Below are 21,433 nucleotides of genomic sequence, written 5' to 3' on the forward strand. Positions count from 1 at the left end.
TCAGGCCCTCCCAGAGGTTTCGGTCACGGCGGCCGGCGCCGCCTTCCAGAAATAGCGGCGGAAGCCGCGCTGGCTGTCGATGTCCTTCACCCGGAACATCATCCGCATGGGATGGCCGACGGCGAGGTCCTTCTCGTCCACGTCGGTGAAGTCCATCATCCAGCGGCCGCCCTCCTCGAACTGGATCATGCCGTAGCAGGCCGGCGGATCGGGCGAATAGGTGAGGCGGTCGGCGGTGTAGGAGTTGATCTTGCCGGTCTTGCCGGCGAAGGGCTCGGGCACCTGCGTGTCGATGGCGGTGCAGTTCGGATTGACGCAGACCCGCGTCTTCGGGAACTGCAGCGTGCCGCACTGGGTGCACTTGCCGCCGACGAAGGACGTCACGGTCGCCCGGTTCCGCCACAGCGCCGAGAGGGCGGTCTGCTTGTCGGCCTCGGCGCGCATGCCGCGCTCAAGTTCGATCGTGTCGTTGAAGGCGAGGAACTTCGAATAGTTCCCCTCCTCCTTGCGGCGGGCGAGATGGCCCTTCACGCCGAGCCGGACGGGCAGCGCAGCGATGTCCCCGGTCACCTCGAAGAGCAGGACGTCGGCGCCCTGACCGAAGCCGACGACCATGATCCTGTCGCCGGGCTTCGCCTCCTCCAGTGCCGCCACCAGCATGACGAGGGGATGGGCGGCGCCCGTCTCGCCGCAGACGGCGTGGAGATTGTCCGCCACCGCCGCGTCAGGGATGCCCGCCGCCTTGGCGACGGAATTGGCGACCTTGGCGAGGACCGCCGGCATGCAGAACCGCGTCACCGCCTCCGGGCCGAGGCCAGCCTTGGCGAGGCAGGCCTTGATGGCGGGGGGAACCAGCGGCATGTAGCCGGCATCGCGGATCCAGCGCTCCTCCCACTGATAGTCGAATTCCGATTCCGGCGTCCGGTAATGGTCGACGAAATCGGCGGTGCGGGTGGCGGATGCGAGAAGCGTCGCCACCGGCTTGCCCTCGCCGACGAGGAGGGCGGCGGCACCGTCCCCCGCCGTCATCTCCAGCGGGCTCGCCGCCTTCACCGGGCGCTTCTCGGCCGCGAGGACGAGGGTCGCGGGGCCGCCGCGCAGCGCGGCCATCAGGGCGGAGGTCGCGGCGCGCTGGGTCTGGCCAGCGTCGCTGGTCGAGAGCTCCTGGCCGAGGTTCAGGGCTTCCGCCACCACGCCGGAATTCAGCCGGTCGAGGAAGGGGAAGGTGGTCGAGGCCATCTGCACCGCCTCGACGCGGGTTGCGTCCTGGCCCGTCAGGCAGTCGCGCGCCGCCTCCACCGCCATGGTCACCGCGTCCTCGTCCCAGTTGGCGATGGCGCGCTCGCCCTTCCCCTGGCCCTTGAGGGCGGCGTTGAACCAGCCGTGGGCGTCGGCGATCGCCTTTCGCTGCAGGCGCAGGCGCGGGATGTAGGCGCCGAAACTCAGGATCCCGAATGTCATGCTGGAACCTCTCCGTCATGCCCGGCCTTGTGCCCGGCATCCACGAATGTCATGCCCGCGCGGTGTTCAAGGCGTGGATGGCCGGGACGAGCCCGGTCATGACGGCCCACCGTTCGGAGCGAACTTGGCTCACACCGGATCCCACGAGAAGATGTCGGCGGAGCGGTCGAGCGGATAGAAGGACGACTTCAGCGCCGGCATGCCGTGGCTGGCGAGGCTGTCGCAGGTCCAGCCCCCGTCGCGATGGATGGAGCGGATCGGGCGCGACTGGCCCATGAGGAAGATCTCGTTCATGCGCACGGCGAAGATCTGGCCGGTAACGTCCTTCGCCCGGTCGGAGGCGAGGAAGGCGGAGAGCGGCGCGATCTTCTCCGGCCCCATGGCCTGCATGCGGGCGACGCGCGCCTTCTCCGCCTCCGTCTCCGTCGGGATGGTGCCTATGAGCCGACTCCAGGCGAAGGGCGAGACGCAGTTGGACCGCACGTTGAACCGGGCCATGTCCAGCGCGATCGACTTCGACAGGCCGACGATGCCGAGCTTCGCCGCGGCGTAGTTGGCCTGACCGTAATTGCCGATGAGGCCCGAGGTCGAGGTGAAGTGGACGAAGGCCCCGCTCGCCTGTTCGCGGAAGATGCGTGCGGCGGCGTGAGAAACGTAAAAGGTGCCCATCAGATGCACCTTGATGACCAGCTCGAAGTCCGCGACGCTCATCTTGTGGAAGATGGCGTCCCGCAGGATGCCGGCATTGTTGATCACCGCGTCGAGGCCGCCGAAGGCGTCCACCGCCGTCTTGACGATGGCATTGGCGGAAGCCGGCTCCCCGACGCTGTCGAAGTTTGCGACCGCCTTGCCGCCCTTGGCTCGGATCTCCTCGGCGACCTCCTCGGCCGGTGCGGCGCTGGCGCCCGAGCCGTCGGCGGCGCCGCCGAGATCGTTGACCACCACCTTGGCACCCTCGGCCGCCGCCGTCAGCGCGATCTCGCGACCGATGCCGCGGCCGGCCCCCGTCACGATGACGACCTTGCCGTCCAGAGCGCCCGTGCCCGCCATGCCGATCCCCGTATCCTCAAGCCGTCCTTCCCGCCTGAATGGCGGACGTGGCCGAACCATAGTCCGATCGTCAATTGAACGAAATCCCGTTTCATTCGCCGAAACGCCTGTCTTAGGATAGAGGCTCGTTGCGGGGCCCGGGCCTCCGCGTCCGGTTCAGGAGATGCGCGCCATGACCGCCACCGCCGCCTACTACAAGGAGGAGCACCACCTCTTCCGCGACGCCTGCCGCCGCTTCATCGCCGAGGAGATCGCCCCCCACCACGCCCGCTGGGAAAAGGAGGGCGTCGTCGACCGCGAGGCCTGGCTGAAGGCGGGTGCCGCCGGCATGCTGCTCACCAATATTCCCGAGGCCTATGGTGGCGGCGGCGCGGACTTCCTCACCAGCGCCATCATGATCGAGGAGATGATGGGCCACGTCTTCACCGGCCCGGGCTTCCGCCTGCACTCCGACATCGTCGCCCCCTACATCCTCAACAACGCCTCCGAGGACCTGAAGCGCCACTGGCTGCCGAAGATGGCGTCGGGCGAGGCCATCGGGGCGCTCGCCATGACCGAGCCGGGGGCCGGCTCCGACGTCCAGGCCATCCGCACCACCGCGATCCGCGACGGCAACCACTATGTCGTCAACGGCCAGAAGACCTTCATCACCAACGGCCAGCTCGCCGATTTCATTCTGGTGGCCGCCAAGACCGATCCGAAGGAGGGCGCCAAGGGCGTCAGCCTCATCCTGGTGGAGGCCGACCGCGAGGGCTTCAAGCGGGGCCGCAACCTCGAGAAGATCGGCCTCAAGGCGCAGGACACCTCCGAGCTCTTCTTCGACAATGTCCGCGTGCCCCTGACCAACATCATCGGCGAGGAGGGGCGCGGTTTCGCCTATATGATGAACGAGCTGCCGCGCGAGCGCCTGCTGGTCGCCATCTCCGCCGTCGCGGTGATGGAGTCGGCGCTGCGCTGGACGATCGACTACACCCGCGAGCGCAAGGCCTTCGGCAAGTCCATCGCCGATTTCCAGAACACGCGGTTCAAGCTCGCCGAGGTGAAGACCGAGGTGACGGTGGCCCGTGTCTTCCTCGACGACTGCATCTCCAAGTTCCTGCGCGGCGAGTTCGACGTGACCACCGCCGCCATGGCCAAGTGGTGGCTGACCGAGCTCCAGGGCCGGGTGGTCGACACCTGCCTGCAACTGCACGGGGGCTACGGCTTCATGTGGGAATATCCCATCGCCCGCGCCTATGCCGACAGCCGGATCCAGCGCATCTATGCCGGCACCACCGAGATCATGAAGGAGATCGTCGCGCGGTCCCTGTGACAAGGGCGCGTCGCTGGTCGTCATGCCCGGGCGTGTCCCGGGCATACACGACTTGAACGCGGCGCCGATGAGAATTCGTGGATGCCCGGGACAAGCCCGGGCATGACGGGTCAGGCTCCAACGGACACCCCCAATGCCCATCGACTACGACAAGCTGAAGAACTGGCATTTCCCCGACCTTGAGCACCGCTACGAGGCCAGGGACACCATCCTCTACGCCCTCGGTGTCGGCTGCGGCGCCGATCCGGTGGACCGCAGCGAGCTTCCCTTCGTCTACGAGGACGGCCTGAAGGCCCTGCCCACCCTGGCCGTTGTGCTCGGCTATCCCGGCTTCTGGCTCAAGGACCCGAACACCGGGGTCGACTGGCGCAAGGTCCTGCATGGCGAGCAGGGTCTCGTCATCCACAAGCCGCTGCCCGCCACCGGCACGGTGATCGGCCGCTCCCGCGTCACCGAGATCGTCGACAAGGGCCCGGGCAAGGGCGCGCTGCTCTTCTCCGAGCGCGACGTGATCGACAAGGCCTCGGGCGACCTCCTGGCGACGCTCACCTCCACCACCTTCATCCGTGGCGAGGGCGGCTTCGGCGGTCCTTCCGGGCCGACGCCCGAGCCCCATCCGCTTCCCGACCGCGCGCCCGACGAGGCCGTCGACCTGAAGACCCTGCCGCAGGCGGCGCTGATCTACCGCCTCTCAGGCGATTACAATCCGCTCCATGCCGATCCGGACGTCGCCCGCGGCGCCGGCTTCGAGCGGCCGATCCTCCACGGCCTGTGCACCTATGCGGTGGCCGGCCGCGCCATCCTCAAGGCCTGCTGCGGCAACGACCCTGCACGGCTGCGGCGCCTCGACGTGCGCTTCTCCGCCCCGGTCCTGCCGGGCGAGACCATCCGCACCGAAATCTGGCGCGACGGCGGGGTGATCTCGTTCCGCGCCCGGGTGGTCGAGCGCGACGTCGTCGTTCTGACCAACGGCCTCGCCGGGATCGCCTGATCCCGGCGCGCCGCGGCGCCTCAGGCCGGCGTCAGGCCGAGCTTGCGCACGTTCTCGATCCAGATCGGGCCTTCCGCGTCGTAGACCTTCTTGAAGTCGGCATGGCCGAGGACCGGGTCCTCGATGCCGAAGGTCTCGTTGAGCTTGCGGATGCGCTCGGTCTGCGCCGCCTCCAGCATCAGCGCCGACACGGTCTCGACCATCGCCTGGGGCATCGAGGACTGGCCGAGGAAGCCGACCCAGCTCAGCAGCCGGAAGACCGGGTTGTCGAGGCCCTGCTCGATGAACGTCGCCGTGTTCGGCAGCGCCCGCATGCGCCGGGTCGAGGGAATGGCGATGGCCGTGCCGGCATTGGCGTCGAGCACCGCCTTGGCCGCCGTGAAGCTGCCAAGGGCCACCTGGCTGTTGCCGGTCAGCACGTCCTGCCACATCGGCGCCTCGCCGCGGTAGTTCACCACGGTCATGTCGAGGCTGAACTGCTGGTTCAGCGCGTTGCAGACGATATGGGCCATGGACCCCGCCGCATAGGAGCCGAAGCTGACCCGGTTCTTGCGGGCGAACTCGACGAACTGCGCGATGGTGGTCGCGCCCGTCGCCTTGGCGGCGACCAGCGGCAGGCTGCCGGTGGGCAGCAGCGCCAGAAGAGCGAAGTCCTTGTCGGGATCGTAGGCGAGGCTCTTGAACATGACGCGGTTGCCGAACAGCGTCGTCGAGATGGTGATCATGATGGTGTGGCCATCGTCCGGCGCCGTCTTCATCGCCTGGGCGGCAATGCCGCCGCCGGCCCCGGGCCGGTTCTCGACGATGACGGTCTGCCCGCTCTTCTGGCCGATATATTCGCCATAGGCGCGGGCGAAGGCGTCGGTGATGCCCCCGGCCGGGAAGGCGCAGATGATCTTCAGCGGCTTTGTCGGCCAGGCGGAACCCTGCGCGCGCACCAGGGTGGGCGCGGCGAAGGGCAGGAGGGCGCCGGCGGCGACCAGCCGGCGGCGGGAGAGCGTGAAGGGCATGGGCGTTCCTCGGGGTGGACTGCGGGCTTCTGTGTCCCGTTGTGAATCGCAACTCAGTCTAGGGCCGGCCGCGTCGAAACGGCCCTGCGACCGATCGTCAGGGTTCAGCTGGGCGTGACGCCGAGCCGGTTGAGATGGTCGAGCCAGATCGGCCCCTGGCTCTCGTAGATATGGCGGAAGAATTTGTGGTCCTGCGCCGTGTCGTCGATCCCGAAGGTCGCCGTCAGCCGCCGGATGCGCTCGGTCTTGCCGGCCTCCACCATCATGTCGGAGATCTGCTGCACCATCTCCGCCGGCATCGAGGCCTTGCCGAAGAAGCCCGCCCAGCTCATCAGGTCGAAGACCGGGTCCTTCAGGCCCTGTTCCGCATAGGTGGCGACATCCGGCAGGGTCGACATCCGCCTGCCCGTCGGCACGGCGATGGCCGTGCCCGCGCCCGTGTCGAGCACGCCCTTGGCGGCGGTGTAGCTGCCCATCGCCACCTGGCTGCTGCCGGTGAGGAGGTCCTGCCACATCGGCGCCTCGCCCCGGTAGTGGACGATGGTCATGTCGAGGCCGAAGCGGCGGTTCAGTTCGGCCCCGACGATATGGGCGAAGGAGCCGGCGGCATAGGAGCCGAAGCTGGTCCGGTTCGCCTTCGCGAAGGCGACGAACTCGGCGATGGTCTTCGCGCCCGTCGATTTCTGCGCCACCAGCGGCAGGTGGCCGGTGGACATGATGGCGAGGAAGGAGAAGTCCTTGTCCGGGTCGTAGGGCAGGTTCCTGAACATGACCCGGTTGCCCAGCATGGTCGAGGAGATGGTGATCATCAGGGTGTGGCCGTCGTCCGGCGCTGCCTTCAGCGCCTGGGCTGCGATGCCGCCGCCGGCCCCGACCCGGTTCTCGACGACGACGGTCTGGCCGCTCTTCTGCTGGATGTAGTCGCCATAGGCGCGGGCATAGCCGTCGGTGATGCCGCCGGCCGGGAAGGCACAGAGAATCCGCACAGGCCGGTTCGGCCAGGCGCCCTGGGCGCGCAGCAGGGGAGGTGCCGCCACGGTGGCGGCGGCGGCCAGCATCAGGCCGCGGCGGGAGAAGCGATGGCGCATGGTGTTCCCTCTGGATCGTTCTTGTCGGGCTTTGCCCGTTGGGGCCTCTGCGGGCCCGGTCCGAATCCTCTCACGGCTCCGGGATACGGTCAAATCCCCTCGAAACAGCATTTCATGCAATGAAATACGGTGAAAATCTCAGTCCGCCTTGGCGCCGCCCGGCGCCCATAGCGTGGCGCGGAACTTGTCGGTCAGCGCCCGGGCGATGTGGGTCGCGGTTTCCTGCAACGGTGCGAGGAAGTTCTTCACCGCGTCCTCCACCGAGATGACGCCGTGCAGCATCATGATGTTGATGCTGGCGAAGACCTCGTCGCCGTCGCGCACCGGCACGCCCATGGCCCAGACACGCCCGTCGAAGACGTGCTGGCTGTAGGCCTCGTCCATCAGCGCATAGCCCTTCTCGCGCACCTCGGCGAGGAGCGGTGCGAGCTTCTTCGGCTGGCGGGCGAGCTCTGTCGACTTGCCCGGAATGGCGGCGAGCAGGGTGATGATCCGCTCCTGCTGCTCCTCGGGGCAGAAGGCCAGATAGGCGCGACCCATGGAGGTGGAGAGCAGGGGAAAGCGGAACCCCGGGCGCCGCGAGAACAGCATGGAGCCGGGCTCGCGCGTCGTCTGCGCCACGATCATCGCGTCGCGGTCGAAGATGGCGATGTCGGAGGGCCAGCCGATCTGCTTGCGGAACTCGTGCATGATCGGCTCGGCGACGCCGCCGATCCACAGATGCTGGTCGTAGCCGTGGGAGAGCAGCAGGCAGCGCCCCGTCGGCAGGTACTCGGTCCGCTCCGCGTCCCGCATCACGTAGCCTTCGTGCTCCAGCGTCTCGAGCATGCGGACGATGGTCGCCTTGTTCAGCCCCGTCGCCTTGTGCAGCGATCCCACCGTCGATCGCCGCTCGGCGTTCAGCACGCGCAGGATTTCCAGGCCGCGCGACAGCGCGATGACGGGCTCGAAGGAAGGCATCTCGGGTTCCTGATCGTCCCGGAGGGGGGTGCCCCGCGGGATTCGCCAAGGATATCAGCACAAACCGTCTCGGAAGTCCCGTTCGCCTCAGGCCGTGCGGCTGGCGCGGTCCTTCTCGTTCGCCGCGCGGATCATCTCGCTCATCGCCTGCCATTCCGCGTCCGACATCTTCGACAGGTTGTAGAAGTTGCCGCCGGAGGCATTGTAGCGCGCGCCGTCGATGGCGATGGTCTGGCCGGTCAGGTACTCGCAGCCGTCCGCCATCAGGAAGGTGGCGAGGTTCTTCAGCTCCTGCATCTCGCCGTTGCGGCCCATGGGGCTGCCCTCGCGCCCCTTGTCCTCCTCGGCGGCGAGGCCCGGATTGAGCCGCTCCCAGGCGCCCTTCGTCGGGAAGGGCCCCGGCGCGATGGCGTTGAGGCGGATGCCGTAGCGCCCCCATTCGGCGGCGAGCGACTGGGTCATGACGTTGATGCCGGCCTTCGACATGGCGGAGGGCACGGTGAAGGGCCCGCCGTTCCACACCCAGGTGGTGAGGATGGAGATGACGGAGGCCTTGTGGCCGCCGGCGATCCAGCGCTTGCCGCAGGCGAGCGTCACGTAGAAGGAGCCGTGGAAGACGATGCCGGCGATGGCGTCGAAGCCGCGCGGCGACAGATCCTTGGTCGGGCTGATGAAATTGCCGGCCGCATTGTTGACGAGGCCGGTCAGCGGCCCCGCCGTGAAGATCTCCTCGATCATCTCCTCCACCGCCTGGGCGACGCGGATGTCGACGGAATGGGTGATGACCTTGCCGCCGTGGCGGTCCATCAGCTCGCGCGCCGTGTCGTCCAGCACGCCCTTGCGCCGTCCGCAGATGTGCACGGTCGCACCGAGGCGCAGATAGTCCTCCGCCATTTCGCGGCCGAGGCCGGTGCCGCCGCCCGTCACCAGGATGCGCTTGCCGGCCAGCAGGCCGTCCTTGAACATCGTCTCCATGCGAAGTCCTCCCGTCGGGCTCAGCGGCCCTTGAAGTCCGGCCGGCGCTTGCCCTTGAAGGCCGAGACGCCCTCGCCGAAATCGTCGCTGCCGAAGGCGACCACCTGCGACATGGCCTCGAATTCGAGAAAGCCCTCGATCGGCAGCTCGTAGCCGCGGCGCATCAGCCGCTTGGTGAGCGCCAGCGACACGGTGGGTCCGGCGGCGAGCGCCTGCGCCGTCTCCATCGCCGCCGCCATCAGGGCGTCGGGTTCGGCGATCCGTGCCACCAGACCCATGGCGTGGGCCTCCTCGGCCGAAACCTCGCGGTTGGTGAGCAGGATGTCGCTGGCGCGCTGGTAGCCGATGGCACGCGGCAGGGTATAGGCGAGGCCGAGGTCGGCCGCCGCGCCGAGGCCGGGAAACCCCGCCTTGAAGCGCGCCTCACGCGAGGCGAGGATGATGTCGCCGGTCAGCGCCAGCGACAGGCCGGCGCCCGCCGCCGCCCCGTTCACCGCGCAGACGATGGGCTTCTCGGCGGTGAGCAGCGGGATGAGCCACTTGTAGGTCCGCGTCATCCGCGTCTTCACGGAGAGCGTGCCGCGGTCGTCCATGGAGCGGATGTCGCCCCCGGCGCAGAAGGCCCGGCCCGTGCCGGTGATGACGATGGCCCTGACGTCGGCGTCGGCGAGAAGTCCCGGCAGGGTCTCCTCGATGCCCGCCTTGATGCCGGCCGACATGGCGTTCATCGATTTCGGCTCGTTCAACACGAGGCTGGCGACGGCGCCATCCCTCCTCACCAGCACCGAAGCCTCTGCGGTCGCGTCTGTCATGGCCTGTCCTCCGGGGCGTCCGGGCAGCCGCGGACGAACCATCGTTTCAGTGGACGAAATAGTCGCGCGAAACGCCAGTCCCCAATTCGGGCGGTGCGGTCAGGGCCGGGAGAGCAGCAGCGGGCGGTTGTCGGCCGGCGTCTTGGTCCAGCGCCCGTCCTCCTCGCGCTTGAAGGAGAGCGTGCCGGCGCGGCCGCCGAAGACGAGAAGCTCGCGCTCCAGCCGCCAGTGGCTGAGGCCGAGAGCCGCGACCGAGCGCTCGCAGCCCGCCGCCACCTCCACCGCGAAGCGCTGCTCCAGGGCCCCCGCGCCGGCCGCCAGTTCCTGCTTGAGCAGGAGGCCGCAGAGGCTTCGCCCCGAGGGCTGGCCGAGGGTCCAGGCGCCGGCGAGCTCGTCGGCGGTCGGCAGCGTCTTGCCGGCCAGCGCCAGGCTGGTGAGGAAATAGACGCTAGGATCGCCTTGTCGCAACGACTCGAAGATGCCGACCTCCGTCTCCTCGAAATCGAAGGCGGCCTGGCCTCCCCGATCGATCCAGCGGATGGACCCCGCCGGTCCGACCGACCAGGCGACGATGGCGGCAATCGCCGGAAAGGCCGCGACGCAGCCCTCGCCGAAGGTCAGCGCCCGGCCGGCTCCGGCCCGCTCGGGCTTCAGCGTGACGGCGCATTTGCGGCTGCCGGCGGGATTGGAGAGTTCCCAGGCGCCGACCGCCCTTTCCGTCAGGGCCGCGTCGGGCTGGGCAGGCGGCGCCTGGCCGCGCGCGGTCCCGGGCGCAGCCATGAGGACGACCAGGAGGGCGAAGGCAGGCAGCATGGCGGAATTAGAAGCGCGATTTCGCGCATGCGTCCACCGCCCCGCGGTGGTCATGACGCCGCGAGCCGCAGGCATGCCGTGTCTGCCGCTCCCGCCCTCCGCGAGATGATCGTGGCCTTGCGCCGGACGCCCCCTGACGGCGCCCGTGCGTCACGCCGGATCGGGTTCGGCAGGATGGCGACGAGGAGCGCCGCCTCGCCGGCGGTCAGCCGCGCCGCCGGCTTGCCGAAGGCACGCTGCGCCCCGGCCTCGATGCCGAACTCGCCGTCCGGCCCCCATTCCGCGATGTTGAGATAGACCTCCATCATTCGCCGCTTCGACCAGACGAGGTCGATCATCAGCGCGAGCGGGATTTCCAGCCCCTTGCGGATCACGGCGGTGGGGCCGGTGTCGCCCTGCCAGAGGAAGAGGTTGCGCGCCACCTGCATCGACAGGGTCGAGGCGCCGCGGGAGGGCCCGTCCTCGTCCTCGATGACGGCCATCAGCTCGCGCCAGTCGACGCCGCGGTGGCGGCAGAACTGCGCATCCTCCGAGGCGATCAGCACCGCCGGCACCGGCCGCGCCACGGCCTCCAGCGGCACGACGCTGCGCTCGTAGCCCTTCAGCGTCACCATGCGCCAGACCATGCGTGTCGAGACCGGCGTCACCACCGTATAGAGGAGGGTGAGCACCAGCGGCGTCAGGGCCAGGAGCACGGCGGCGAGGGCGAGGCGGCGCAGGAGGCGGAGCATGGCCATCCGGAACGAGGTGACGCCCATCCCCGGCGGGGAGCGGCCGATGGTGCGAGGCGTCGACGGCTGTCCCGCCGGCTGGATAGCGGTGACCATCGCAACGACAGGTCCCCTGACGCCATGCGTCACGATAACGCGCAATTTCGCCGATCTGACCATGGGGGTCGAAAAAATCGCCGTGGACATGCCGATCGGACTTCCCGAGACGGCAGGTCCGGGTGGCCGGGGACCGGAGACGCTGGTGCGTCCACTCTTGGGCGAGCGCCAGTCCTCCGTCTTTTCGGTGCCCTCCCGCGCCGCCGTCTACGCCACCGACTACGGCGAGGCCTGCCGGATCGCTCTCGAGACGTCCGCCCCACCCCGAAAGGTGTCGAAACAGGCCTTCTTCCTCTTTCCCAAGATCCGCGAGATCGACGCGCTGCTGCGGGCAGACCCCGGCCTCGTCGACCGCGTCCACGAGGTTCATCCCGAGCTCGCATTCTGGCGGCTGAACGGCGGCAGGCCGGTGCCGCTGCCGAAGAAGGTCTCCTCGCGCGGTCATCCGCCGGGGCTCGCCCTGCGGCGCGATATGCTCCTCGCAGCCGGTTATCCCGCCGACTTTCTGACGGCCGCTCCCCGCGGCGCGGGCCTCGACGATCTCCTCGATGCTGCGGCGAACGCCCTCGTCGCCCGGCGCCTCCTTGCCGGCACGGCGCAGCCCTTTCCCGATCCGCCGGGCCGCGATGCGCATGGCCTGCCCGTCGCCATCTGGGCTTGACCGCACCGGCCGAAGCGGGTCCCGTGCCTCGCCGAAACGGGACCTGCCCATGATCACGCCAGACGACATCCGCGCCGCCCATGCCCGCATCGCCGGGCGGGTGCGCCGCACGCCGACCATGACCTTACCCCCCGAGACCTTCGGCACGCCGGTTCCGGTGGTCATGAAGCTCGAATTCCTGCAGGTCACCGGCACCTTCAAGGCCCGCGGTGCCTTCAACACCCTGCTCGGCGACACCATGCCCGCGGCCGGCGTCTGTGCCGCTTCCGGCGGCAACCACGGCATCGCCGTCGCCCATGCCGCGGCGAGCCTCGGCATTCCCGCCCGCATCTTCGTTCCCGAGATCTCCTCGCCGGCCAAGATCGCCCGCATCCGCGAGACCGGCGCCGAGCTCATCGTCGGCGGCGCCCGCTATTCCGATGCGCTCGCCGCCTGCGAGGCCCATGCGGCCGCGACCGGTGCCCTCTCCGTCCACGCCTATGACGCCTGGCCGACCATGGCCGGCCAGGGCACCGTCGGTCTCGAATGGGAGGAGGATGCCGGCGGCCTCGACACGGTTCTGGTGGCGGTGGGTGGCGGCGGCCTCATTTCCGGCATCGCCCGTTGGTTCGACCGTCGCGTGAAGGTGGTCGGCGTCGAGCCGGAGGGGTCCTGCGCCCTCCATGCCGCGCTGGCCGCCGGCGGGCCCATCGATGTCGAGGTCCAGTCCATCGCCGCCGATTCGCTTGGCGCCCGCAACGTCTTCGCCCGCGTCCACGAGACCGCGGCCGCCTATGTCGACCACGTCGTTCTGGTGCCGGACGCGGCGATCCGCGAGGCGCAGAAGCGGCTCTGGCTCGGCCTGCGCGCGGCGAGCGAGCCGGGCGGGGCCGCAGCGCTCGCCGCGCTCCTCTGTGGCGCCTACCGGCCGGCCCCCGGCGAGCGGGTTGGTGTCCTCGCCTGCGGCGCCAACGTCGATCTCGCCGCCCTCGCGGCAACCATCGAGGCGGCCTGAGCGCTGACCGATCCGTGATCGCCGGCCCGCCATGAAAAGGTGGTTTTTGGGACCTAGCGTGCTAGCCTGAAACTTGCAGGAGACCTCGAACCGGAGCGGATCTTGAGCGACGGCATGAACACGGAGCGGCCTCCGGCCCCCAACGAACATCAGCTCGCTCTCGGTCACGCGATCGATCGCGCCAAGCTCGTCATCCTCTGGGAGCGGGTCTGGCCCCGTCTCGTGCTCTTCCTCGGCATCTTCGGCGGGGTCCTCGCCGTCTCCTGGCTGGGCTTCTGGCAGGTCGTCCCCTACTGGGCGCGCTTCGGCGGCGTTCTCTTCGTCCTCGCCCTGCTGCTCGTCGCCGCCTGGCCGCTCCTCACCATCCGCCGCCCCTCCGACCAGGAGGCGCTCCGCCGCATCGACCGCGCGACGGAGGGCGGCCACCGGCCGGCGACCGCTCTCGCAGACGACCTCGCCACCTCGGACGATCCCTTCGCCAAGGCGCTGTGGGAGGAGCACCGTGCCCGCGTCGCCGCCGCGGCGGGCCGGCTGCGCACCGGCATTCCCATGCCGCGGATGCCGAGCCTCGACCGCTACGCCATCCGCGCCCTGGCCCTGCTGCTCATCGTCCCGGCCTTCTTCCTCGCCGGCGAGGAGCGGACCCAGCGCCTGCTGACCGCCTTCGACTGGCGCGCCCCGCCGGTGCCGGTGAATTACCGGATCGACGCCTGGGTGACGCCGCCGCCCTACACCGCCCGCCCGCCGGTGATCCTGCCGACCCGCCGTTCCGGCGAGGGCGCTCCCCCCGCCAACGCCGCCGCCGAGCCAGACGTCTTCAAGGTGCCGGCCGGCTCCATCGTCACGCTGCGCGTCGCCGGCCTCGCCGACGTCGCGGTCAAGCCGGAGGGGGGCGTCGCCGCCGCGCCGGCACCGGAACGCGCCGAGGGTGCCGCGGCCGCGCCGGCGCAGACCCCCGCGAACCTTGCGGAAACCCGCTGGACCGTGACGCAGAACGGTACCCTTTCTGTCAGCGGCTCCGGTGCGCCGCCTCTCGCCTGGCGCTTCGAGGCCATTCCAGACGGCGCCCCCACCATCGCCTTCGAGCGCGCGCCGCAGACCGACCAGCGCAACCAGTTCGTGCTGTCCTACAAGGTCGAGGACGACTACGGCGTGAAGGAAGCCGAGGCCACCCTGTCGCTGGCGCCCTCGGCCCTCGCCCTGCAGCGGCCGGGCGCCCGCGCCCTCGCCGACCTGCCGCCCCTGCCGCTCACCCTGCCGCAGGCCCGCACCCGCCAGGGCAACGGCCAGACGTCACGCGATTTCGTCGCCCATCCCTTCGCCGGCCTGCAGGTGGCGGTGAAGCTGCGGGCGAAGGACGACGCCGGCAACGAGGGCTTCTCCGAGACCGTCTACGGCACCCTGCCGGCCCGCGTCTTCTCCAAGCCCGTGCCGCGCGCCCTCGTCGAGCAGCGGCGCATCCTCGCCCTCGACGCCAACGCCGCCCCGCGCGTCGCCCGCGCCCTCGAGGCGCTGACGACGGCGCCCCAGCAGTTCGGCCTGGAGACGCCGGTCTATCTCGGCCTGCGCACTGCCTATTTCCGGCTCGTCCGCGCCCGCGACGACGCGGCCCTGGTCGAGGTCATGGACTATCTCTGGGACATCGCCGTGCGCATGGAGGACGGAGACGTCTCCGAGGCCGAGCGGGCTGTGTCCCAGGCCGCCGAGCGCCTGCGCCAGGCCATCGAGCGCGGCGCGTCCGAGGAGGAGATCCGCCGCCTCTCGCAGGACCTCCGCCAGGCCATGGACCGGCTGATGCGCGAGCTCGCCGAGCAGGCCATGCGCAACCGGCAGGACGGCAACCAGCAGCAGGCCCAGCGCGATCCCAACGCGCGGCAGGTCCGTCCGCAGGACCTGCGCGACATGCTGAACCGCATCGAGAACCTCGCCCGCAATGGCGCCCGCGACCAGGCCCAGCGCCTGATGCAGGAGCTGCAGCAGATGCTGCAGAATCTGCAGGCCGGCCGCCAGCAGCAACAGCAGCAGGGCGAGAACGGCGAACAGGGCGAGCAGGGCGAGAGCCCCCTCGACCGTCTCGCCGACATGATCCGCCGCCAGCAGCAGCTGCGCGACGACACCTTCCGCCGCAACCAGGAGCAGCGTCGCGCCCAGCGCGGCCAGCAGCGCCCGGGTCAGCGCGGCCAGCAGGGTCAGCAACAGCAGCCCGGCCAGCAGGGTCAACAGGGCGAGGGCGAGCAGGGCTACGACCAGCTCGGCGACGCCCAGCGCCAGCTGCGCGAACTCCTCGACCAGCTGCGCGAGCAGCTGGGACAGCAGGGCGAGGGCGGCGAGGGCCAAGGCCAGGGCCAGTCGGAAGGCGGCCGCCAGGCGCAGGAGGGCATGGGCAATGCCGGCCGCGCCATGCGCGAAGCCGAGGAGGCCCTCGGCCGCGGCAACGGCCAGGGCGCCACCGACGCCCAGGGCCGCGCGCTGCGCAGCCTGCAGCAGGGCGCCCAGGGTCTCGCCCAGCAGATGCAGGAGGGTCAGGGCCAGGGTCAGCAGGGCCAGCCCGGCCAGCCGGGCGGTCGCCAGGGCCAGGCCGGCAACCAGGATTACGATCCGCTGGGACGGCCGACACGCGGCCGCGAGGCCAACGAGAATTCCGACGTGCGTATTCCCAATGCCGGCGAGGGCGCCGCCCAGCGCGCCCAGCGCGTTCTGGAGGAGCTGCGCCGCCGTCTGTCGGAGCAGGACCGGCCGCAGATCGAGATGGATTACATCGAGCGCCTGCTGCGTGGCCTGCAGATCCAGTAGAGGCCGTCAGGCTTCCGCTGCCGGCAGCTCCCAGACCTCGCCCGGCCGGATGGCCCGGAACAGGTCGGGCGCGATGGCGCGCTCGGCGAGGGCGGCATGCAGCGCCACGCGCGGCTCCTCGATCGCCTCGTTGGTGAGCTGCACCGTGCCCCAGTGATGGGCGAGCGCCCGGCGCGCGCCGCAGTCGATCATCACCTGCACCGCCTCGGCCGGGTTCATGTGCTGGTCGCGCATGAACCAGCGCGGCTCGTAGGCACCGATGGGGAGGATGGCGAGGCGGAAGCCACCGAACCGGCGCCTGGCCTCGCGGAAATGATGGCCGTCGCCATAGCCGGTGTCACCGATGTGGTAGACGAGCCCGCCCGGCGCCTCGATCACGAAGGCAGCCCAGAGCGCCTTGTTGCGGTCGAACAGGCCCCGGGCCGTCCAGTGCCGCATCGGCGCGAGATGCACCGCCATCCCGTTGCCGATCTCGACGCGGGCGCCCCAGTCGTGGGCCTCGGCGCGGATGGCGGGATCGTGCGCCTTCATGATCGCGTCCTGGCCGAGCGGCGTGATCACCCTGGGCTGGTGGGCCGCGTGGAGGCGGGAGAGCGTCTCGACGTCGAGATGGTCGTAATGGCCGTGGCTGACGAGGACGAGGTCGATCTTCGGCAGCGCTCCGAAGGCGATGCCCGGTGGATTGACCCGCTTCGGGCCGGCGAAGGAGACGGGCGAGACCCGCTCCGACCACACGGGATCGAAGAGGATGTTCAGCCCCCGCGTCTGCATCAGAACGGTGGCGTGGCCCACATAGGACAGGCGGATGGCGTCGCCCTCGACGCGCGGCGGCGGCACGTCGGCATGATCCGAGGGCCAGCTCTCCGGCCAGCGCGCCCGCTCGTCGCCGCCGAACTGCCAGCGCAGGAGCTCGGTGATGGCCTTGGGCGGGGAGCCGTGCGGGTCGAAGAAGCGCGTGCCGTCGAAATGGTCGCTCACCGGCCCGGTGTAGTAGGGCTGGCTGCGATAGGCGAAGGCCCCGCCGGCGCCGCCGATGATCGGCAGCGAGGCGAGAACGCCGAGCAGGCGGCGGCGGTTGACCTTGGCGCGCGGGGGATCGGGGGGCTGGCTCATGCCGGCAGTCAGCCGCCGGTCATGGGCGGAAAGAAGGCGATCTCGCGCGCCCCGGCCAGCGGGGCCTCCGGTTTCACATGGACTTGATCGAGAGCGGCCCGGATCACCGTGCGGTTCTCGAAGGCATGGGCATAGCCCTCGCCGAGGCCGATCAGGTGGGTGACGAGGTCGGCGACCGTGACGACGTCCGCCGGCGGCTCGATCTCCTCGGAGGCCTTGCCGATGCGTTCGCGCACCCAGGCGAAATAGAGGACCTTCACGGCTCGTCATCCTCGATGAGATGGCCCGCCCCGGCGCGGAAATAATCGTAGCCCGTGTAGAGCGTCAGGATGGCGGCGCACCAGAGCAACGCAATGCCGACCGGCGTGACGCCCGGCACGATCTGGTCGCCCGCCGGACCGGCGATGAGGAAGCCGACGGCGACGAGCTGCACCGCCGTCTTCCACTTGGCCAGCCGCGTCACCGGCACCGACACGCGCAGTTCCGCGAGGAACTCCCGCAGGCCGGAGACGAGGATCTCGCGCGCCAGGATCACCATCGCCGCCCACAGGGACCAGCCGAGGATGGTGCCGTCGGCCGCCAGCATCATCAGCACGATGCCGACCAGCAGCTTGTCGGCGATCGGGTCGAGCATGCGGCCGATGGCCGAGTGTTGCGACCAGGCGCGGGCGAGGTAGCCGTCGAAATAGTCTGTGATGGCGGCGACGATGAAGATGCCCAGCGCCACCCAGCGCAGCCAGATGCCGCCCTCGTAGATGACCTGAGCGAAGAGGCAGGCGGCCACCAGCGGCACGGCGAGGACGCGGCCGTAGGTGAGCAGGTTCGGGACGCTGTAGGTCTTGCCGCGGCGCGGGCGGTCGATCGGATCAGCCGAGCTCATCATCTTGTGATGGACGAGGGGGGCGGCCGGGTCAATGGAAACCCATGCCGCAGTCGCGGGCCACTGGACAGAACGTCGTGAGCGGCTAGAACCGCCGCCATGAAACCCGCCGAGATCGTCGCGACCTGCCTGAGCCGCCCCTGGCTGTCGGGGGCGCTCGTGATCGCCGCCGCCGCCACCGGCACCATCCTCGGCGCCTATGTCTTCGAGTTCGTGGTGGGCCTGCCGCCCTGTCCGCTCTGCCTGCAGCAGCGCGTGCCCTACTACGCCGTCATTCCCGCGTCGCTCGCCGTCGCCGCCATGGCCTGGCGCCGCTGGCCCGGTGCGATCGTCCGGCTCGGCCTCCTCGCCCTTGCCGGGCTGATGATCTGGGGCGCCGGCCTTGGCGTCTATCACGCCGGCGCCGAATGGGGCTTCTGGCAGGGGCCGACGACCTGCGCCCAGCCCACCGCCATCGCCCGCAATCCCGCCGACCTCCTGCGCCAGCTGCAGACGGCCAAGCCTCTCGCCGACTGCACCGTGGCCGCCTGGCGCTTCCTCGGCCTGTCGCTGGCGGGGTGGAACGTCGTCATCGCCTCGGCGCTGGCGCTGGTGGCGCTCGCCGCCGCCAGCCGCCCGCGGGACACCGACCGCCCGGCGTGACCGCGGCCGGGGTCATCGCCCGGCGGTCATCGTCCAGCGGTCATCTCCTTGCGCCGCGACGGCCGCGTGGCGGAGCTGGACGGCTCCTCGCCATAGCGCTGGACGACATAGGCCTCGCGCACCTCGGATGCCGCGAGCTCGAGGAGATAGACCGCGACATCCAGGCCCAGCCGCCTGGCCTTCCCCGTCGCGGCCTCCAGCTCCAGGGCGAACTGTCCGATCTCGTCGGATCGCTTCATCACTGCCTCCTCAAGCGGCCTGCCGCTGCATCCGTGTTCGCCGTGCCGCCTCGCGCGCGGCATAGCCGTAGACGACGTCCTGAGCCGTCTCGTGGCGCGCCCGGGCGTCCTCGTCCGGCACCGCGGCGATGAGGAAGGGCTCCGTGCCGCGCGCATGGCGCAGGTAGGCCTCCAGGGCGTCGAGAGCCTCCTCGAGACCTGCGGCAGAGGCTGCCCGCAGCTCCTGCCCCTCGGCGAGCCGCAGGGCCTCGTGAGCCGCCATCTCGAGGAGCATCTGCAGGAAGCGCGCGTTGCGCCTGCGGGCCAGCACCGCCGTCTGGACGACGAGCGTGGCGAGGTAGTCGTCGGTGTCCGCCGACGGATAGGGCTTCAGTCCGTGCATGTCGTCCCTCCTCCGGTCTGGTTCAGGCCATGACGGCGTGCATCGGGGTCGTGGCGATGCCGCGCCCCGTGAAGCCGTCGAGAATGTCGGGTGTGACGTCCATGACGCCGGCGATCACCGGGCCGCCGTCGATGTCGGTGATGGGGCCGAGGGGTGTCGGCCAGAATCCCATTTCCAGGAAGCGCGTCACCCAGACCGGGTGGCCTTCCCAGGTCATCTGCTCGATGCCGTTGGCGAGGCAGTGTTCGACGACGGCCCGGGCCATCTCGCCGGAGCCGCGCGACCAGCTGCCGTCGCCGCGGTACTTCGGATCGATGGCGAGGCGCGTCCATTCCCAGATCTGCGGCCCCCGCGGGATGCCGCGTGGGGCGAGATGCGGATAGGCGTCGCTGAGGAGATGCGGCCATTGCGTCGGCAAAAGCCGGGTATAGACCCTGAGGTTGTCGTCCTCGTCGAGGATGAGGAAGTGGCGGGCCGTCTCCACGTCGAACTGGTCGATCTCGCGCCCGTCAGGCTTGCGAAGCCGTTCCCAGCCCAGTTCCTCGACGAAGACGCGGTGACGAAGCCGGAAGGCCTCGTCCATCAGAGCTGCGTGCCGGGCGATATCGCGCCCGTCGATGACGAGAAGCCGCATGCCAACCCTCCCAAGGTGACCGTGGGGAAAGGGTGGTTTCGACCGGCCTGTCTGTCACTGGCCCGATCAGACTATTGCGCTCTGCAACAGGGCGTTTCCGGAATCAGGGGATGATCTTGCGACGCAGGCAGCGGGCGACGAGATGGGCCCGCGACGTCGAGCCGGTCCGCTCCAGCGCGCCGGCCAGATGGTTCTTCACCGTGTTCTCCGAGATCGCCAGGATCTGGCCGATCTCCCAGTTCGACTTGCCCTCGGCGGCCCAGCGGATGCATTCGATCTGCTGGGGGGTCAGGCCGAAGGATCCCCCGCCGTCGCCGGGAAGCCTCGCCCGGCGGATGGCCTCGTAGCCGTAGAGGCTGATGAGATGCAGCGAGCGCTGCTCGCGCCGCGACAGGGCGACGCGGTCGGCACCGAAGGAGACGCAGGCGTCGAGGCCGCCACCGGAGTGGATGGGCACGCAATAGCCGTCGGCGAGGCCGAAATCTCCGGCCTCGTCGAGGATCAGCGCCTGCTCGCGGCTGATCGTCGGCGTGCGCGACTCGCTCCAGACGAAGGGCATGACCGAGCTCATGACCTTCCGCATCGCCGGGTCGATCTGGGCATAGCCGCGGTTGTTGTAGCGATCCCACCAGCCCTCCGGCCAGTGATGGGCGAGCACCAGCGCCTCGAGGTTCTGATGGGGCAGGGGGACGCCGGTGACGATGAGCGAGGAAAAGCCGAAATGCCGCATGACGCTGACGAGTTCGGTCATGACCTGACCCGGCTCGGTCTTTCCCTCCAGCCGGTCGATCACGTCGAACGCATAGCGGTCGACATCCAGACTTGCGCCCACCATGTGCCCCAACCTCCCCAGGTGGACCCGCGATTCAGCAACTGAAACCTGTGGGAAGCAATCTACGGATAAGTACCGATGTCCCGCATCGGAGGCGCGCGGCGGCCTCGTCTGGCGCAGGGTCGCCATAAACGCGACCACGCCGCAAGGCCCGGCTGGCACCCTCCAGGAGCGCCATGAGGGGCCGCCGCGGGCTCGTCACGGCTCCAGCTCGGTATCCCAGTAGAGGTAGTCCATCCAGCTCTGGTGCAGGTAGTTCGGCGGGAACAGCCTACCGTTCGTATGCAGGTCCTGCACGCTGGGGGCAAACGGCATCTGGGCCAGTTGCAACCCCGACTCCTTCAGTGTCTTCGACCCCTTGCGCAGGTTGCAGGGCGAGCAGGCGGTCAGCACGTTGTCCCAGGTGGTCTGGCCGCCTTTCGAGCGCGGGATCAGGTGGTCGAAGGTCAGGTCCTCGCCGTGGCCGCAATACTGGCAGCGGAAACGGTCGCGCAGGAAGACGTTGAACCGGGTGAAGGCGGGATTGCGCGAAGGCTTCACATAGGTCTTCAGGGAGACCACGCTCGGGAGCCTCATCTCGAAGCTCGGCGAGTGGATCGCCTTCTCGTAGGTCGAGACGACGGTGACGCGGTCGAGGAAGACGGCCTTGATCGTATCCTGCCACGACCACAGCGACAGGGGATAGTAGCTCAGCGGGCGGTAATCCGCGTTGAGCACCAGGGCCGGCCATGAACCAGGAGACATGGCGGTCGAAACCGGCAGGTCCCCGGGCGATACGGCGACCGTCAAGATGAACTCCTTGCGATCGGGCGGCTCGGCGATTCGCGAGCCGCGAATTCAGGCACTGATCGATACTATGGGGATCGTGTCGCTCTTGTGAAGCCCAAAGGGCGCGCGATCACGCCGTCGTGGCAGGCTCGGCCGCCCGGCCCTTGAGCGCGGCGTAGTGCGCCCAGAGGAGGCG

General features: G+C 69.7%; 23 protein-coding genes. 6 read left to right on the top strand and 17 right to left on the bottom strand.

Going from position 1 to position 21,433, the window contains the following annotated elements:
* Nucleotides 1–1,461 carry a hydroxymethylglutaryl-CoA synthase family protein gene (locus ACT6XY_RS11845; protein WP_444748525.1) on the bottom strand — a complete coding sequence of 487 codons (1,461 nt, stop codon included), beginning with the start codon at nt 1,459–1,461 and terminating at the stop codon, nt 1–3.
* Between the two features lie 129 nt (nt 1,462–1,590).
* Nucleotides 1,591–2,511 (bottom strand): SDR family oxidoreductase, encoded by a 921-nt coding sequence (locus ACT6XY_RS11850; RefSeq protein WP_444748526.1) that lies wholly within the window; start codon nt 2,509–2,511, stop codon nt 1,591–1,593.
* Between the two features lie 172 nt (nt 2,512–2,683).
* Here ACT6XY_RS11850 and ACT6XY_RS11855 point away from each other — a divergent pair, with 172 nt between their 5' ends.
* Both ACT6XY_RS11855 and ACT6XY_RS11860 read left to right on the top strand, forming a co-directional pair.
* Entirely contained in the window at nt 2,684–3,823 is a 1,140-nt protein-coding gene (locus tag ACT6XY_RS11855) for an acyl-CoA dehydrogenase family protein (protein ID WP_444748527.1), read from the top strand.
* A gap of 133 nt (nt 3,824–3,956) precedes the next feature.
* Nucleotides 3,957–4,814 carry a MaoC/PaaZ C-terminal domain-containing protein gene (locus ACT6XY_RS11860; RefSeq protein ID WP_444748528.1) on the top strand — a complete coding sequence of 286 codons (858 nt, stop codon included), beginning with the start codon at nt 3,957–3,959 and terminating at the stop codon, nt 4,812–4,814.
* Nucleotides 4,815–4,834: 20 nt separating this feature from the next.
* Here the strand turns inward: ACT6XY_RS11860 and ACT6XY_RS11865 are convergent, their stop codons facing one another.
* The 7 genes from ACT6XY_RS11865 to ACT6XY_RS11895 form a co-directional block, all read right to left on the bottom strand.
* Nucleotides 4,835–5,824, bottom strand: a complete 990-nt coding sequence (locus tag ACT6XY_RS11865) for a Bug family tripartite tricarboxylate transporter substrate binding protein (RefSeq protein ID WP_444748529.1) — start codon at nt 5,822–5,824, stop codon at nt 4,835–4,837.
* Nucleotides 5,825–5,928: 104 nt separating this feature from the next.
* Complete coding sequence (locus tag ACT6XY_RS11870; RefSeq protein WP_444748530.1) at nt 5,929–6,912, bottom strand: Bug family tripartite tricarboxylate transporter substrate binding protein; 984 nt, start codon at nt 6,910–6,912, stop codon at nt 5,929–5,931.
* 138 nt (nt 6,913–7,050) lie between these two features.
* Nucleotides 7,051–7,872 carry an IclR family transcriptional regulator domain-containing protein gene (locus ACT6XY_RS11875; protein ID WP_444748531.1) on the bottom strand — a complete coding sequence of 274 codons (822 nt, stop codon included), beginning with the start codon at nt 7,870–7,872 and terminating at the stop codon, nt 7,051–7,053.
* 87 nt (nt 7,873–7,959) lie between these two features.
* Entirely contained in the window at nt 7,960–8,838 is an 879-nt protein-coding gene (locus ACT6XY_RS11880) for an SDR family oxidoreductase (protein ID WP_444748547.1), read from the bottom strand.
* Between the two features lie 29 nt (nt 8,839–8,867).
* The gene (locus ACT6XY_RS11885; protein ID WP_444748532.1) at nt 8,868–9,659 is read right to left on the bottom strand and encodes an enoyl-CoA hydratase/isomerase family protein; all 792 of its coding nucleotides are present in this window, start codon (nt 9,657–9,659) and stop codon (nt 8,868–8,870) included.
* A 99-nt stretch (nt 9,660–9,758) separates the two neighbouring features.
* Nucleotides 9,759–10,472: an AprI/Inh family metalloprotease inhibitor gene (locus tag ACT6XY_RS11890; RefSeq protein ID WP_444748533.1), complete on the bottom strand. Its 714-nt coding sequence runs from the start codon at nt 10,470–10,472 to the stop codon at nt 9,759–9,761.
* Between the two features lie 50 nt (nt 10,473–10,522).
* A complete protein-coding gene (locus tag ACT6XY_RS11895) occupies nt 10,523–11,203 on the bottom strand; it encodes a transglycosylase domain-containing protein (RefSeq protein WP_444748534.1) in 681 nt (226 codons plus the stop codon).
* Between ACT6XY_RS11895 and ACT6XY_RS11900 the strand changes: the two genes are divergently transcribed.
* The 3 genes from ACT6XY_RS11900 (at nt 11,202) to ACT6XY_RS11910 (ending at nt 15,747) form a co-directional block, all read left to right on the top strand.
* On the top strand, nt 11,202–11,960 hold the full coding sequence (locus tag ACT6XY_RS11900) for a DUF429 domain-containing protein (protein WP_444748535.1): 759 nt from the start codon (nt 11,202–11,204) through the stop codon (nt 11,958–11,960). The two genes, ACT6XY_RS11895 and ACT6XY_RS11900, sit on opposite strands and share 2 nt — an antisense overlap.
* A 49-nt stretch (nt 11,961–12,009) precedes the next feature.
* A complete protein-coding gene (locus ACT6XY_RS11905) occupies nt 12,010–12,954 on the top strand; it encodes a threonine/serine dehydratase (protein ID WP_444748536.1) in 945 nt (314 codons plus the stop codon).
* 102 nt (nt 12,955–13,056) lie between these two features.
* On the top strand, nt 13,057–15,747 hold the full coding sequence (locus ACT6XY_RS11910) for a TIGR02302 family protein (protein WP_444748537.1): 2,691 nt from the start codon (nt 13,057–13,059) through the stop codon (nt 15,745–15,747).
* A 6-nt stretch (nt 15,748–15,753) separates the two neighbouring features.
* Here ACT6XY_RS11910 and ACT6XY_RS11915 read toward each other — a convergent pair whose 3' ends face one another.
* Genes ACT6XY_RS11915 through pgsA form a run of 3 tightly spaced genes read right to left on the bottom strand, consistent with a single transcriptional unit; the run spans nt 15,754 to nt 17,740 of the window.
* Entirely contained in the window at nt 15,754–16,860 is a 1,107-nt protein-coding gene (locus ACT6XY_RS11915) for an MBL fold metallo-hydrolase (protein WP_444748538.1), read from the bottom strand.
* Between the two features lie 8 nt (nt 16,861–16,868).
* Nucleotides 16,869–17,120 carry a molybdopterin converting factor subunit 1 gene (gene moaD / locus ACT6XY_RS11920; protein ID WP_444748539.1) on the bottom strand — a complete coding sequence of 84 codons (252 nt, stop codon included), beginning with the start codon at nt 17,118–17,120 and terminating at the stop codon, nt 16,869–16,871.
* Nucleotides 17,117–17,740 (bottom strand): CDP-diacylglycerol--glycerol-3-phosphate 3-phosphatidyltransferase, encoded by a 624-nt coding sequence (gene pgsA, locus ACT6XY_RS11925; protein ID WP_444748540.1) that lies wholly within the window; start codon nt 17,738–17,740, stop codon nt 17,117–17,119. Before pgsA ends, moaD begins: the two co-directional genes overlap by 4 nt.
* Before the next feature lie 99 nt (nt 17,741–17,839).
* Here pgsA and ACT6XY_RS11930 point away from each other — a divergent pair, with 99 nt between their 5' ends.
* Nucleotides 17,840–18,382 carry a disulfide bond formation protein B gene (locus ACT6XY_RS11930; RefSeq protein WP_444748541.1) on the top strand — a complete coding sequence of 181 codons (543 nt, stop codon included), beginning with the start codon at nt 17,840–17,842 and terminating at the stop codon, nt 18,380–18,382.
* A gap of 26 nt (nt 18,383–18,408) precedes the next feature.
* On the opposite strand, the gene ACT6XY_RS11935 is transcribed toward ACT6XY_RS11930, so the two are convergent.
* The 5 genes from ACT6XY_RS11935 to ACT6XY_RS11955 all read right to left on the bottom strand — a co-directional run bounded on the left by ACT6XY_RS11935 (nt 18,409) and on the right by ACT6XY_RS11955 (nt 21,213).
* Entirely contained in the window at nt 18,409–18,621 is a 213-nt protein-coding gene (locus tag ACT6XY_RS11935) for a hypothetical protein (RefSeq protein ID WP_444748542.1), read from the bottom strand.
* A 10-nt stretch (nt 18,622–18,631) separates the two neighbouring features.
* Nucleotides 18,632–19,003, bottom strand: a complete 372-nt coding sequence (locus ACT6XY_RS11940; RefSeq protein WP_444748543.1) for a hypothetical protein — start codon at nt 19,001–19,003, stop codon at nt 18,632–18,634.
* A gap of 22 nt (nt 19,004–19,025) precedes the next feature.
* Nucleotides 19,026–19,637, bottom strand: a complete 612-nt coding sequence (locus tag ACT6XY_RS11945) for an acyl-homoserine-lactone synthase (RefSeq protein WP_444748544.1) — start codon at nt 19,635–19,637, stop codon at nt 19,026–19,028.
* 103 nt (nt 19,638–19,740) lie between these two features.
* Complete coding sequence (locus tag ACT6XY_RS11950; RefSeq protein ID WP_444748545.1) at nt 19,741–20,472, bottom strand: helix-turn-helix transcriptional regulator; 732 nt, start codon at nt 20,470–20,472, stop codon at nt 19,741–19,743.
* A 195-nt stretch (nt 20,473–20,667) separates the two neighbouring features.
* A complete protein-coding gene (locus ACT6XY_RS11955; RefSeq protein ID WP_444748546.1) occupies nt 20,668–21,213 on the bottom strand; it encodes an HNH endonuclease in 546 nt (181 codons plus the stop codon).
* Between the last annotated feature and the right edge of the window lie 220 nt (nt 21,214–21,433).

It is taken from the genome of Phreatobacter sp. (assembly GCF_052440005.1).
In the GTDB taxonomy this organism is placed as follows: Bacteria; Pseudomonadota; Alphaproteobacteria; order Rhizobiales; family Phreatobacteraceae; genus Phreatobacter.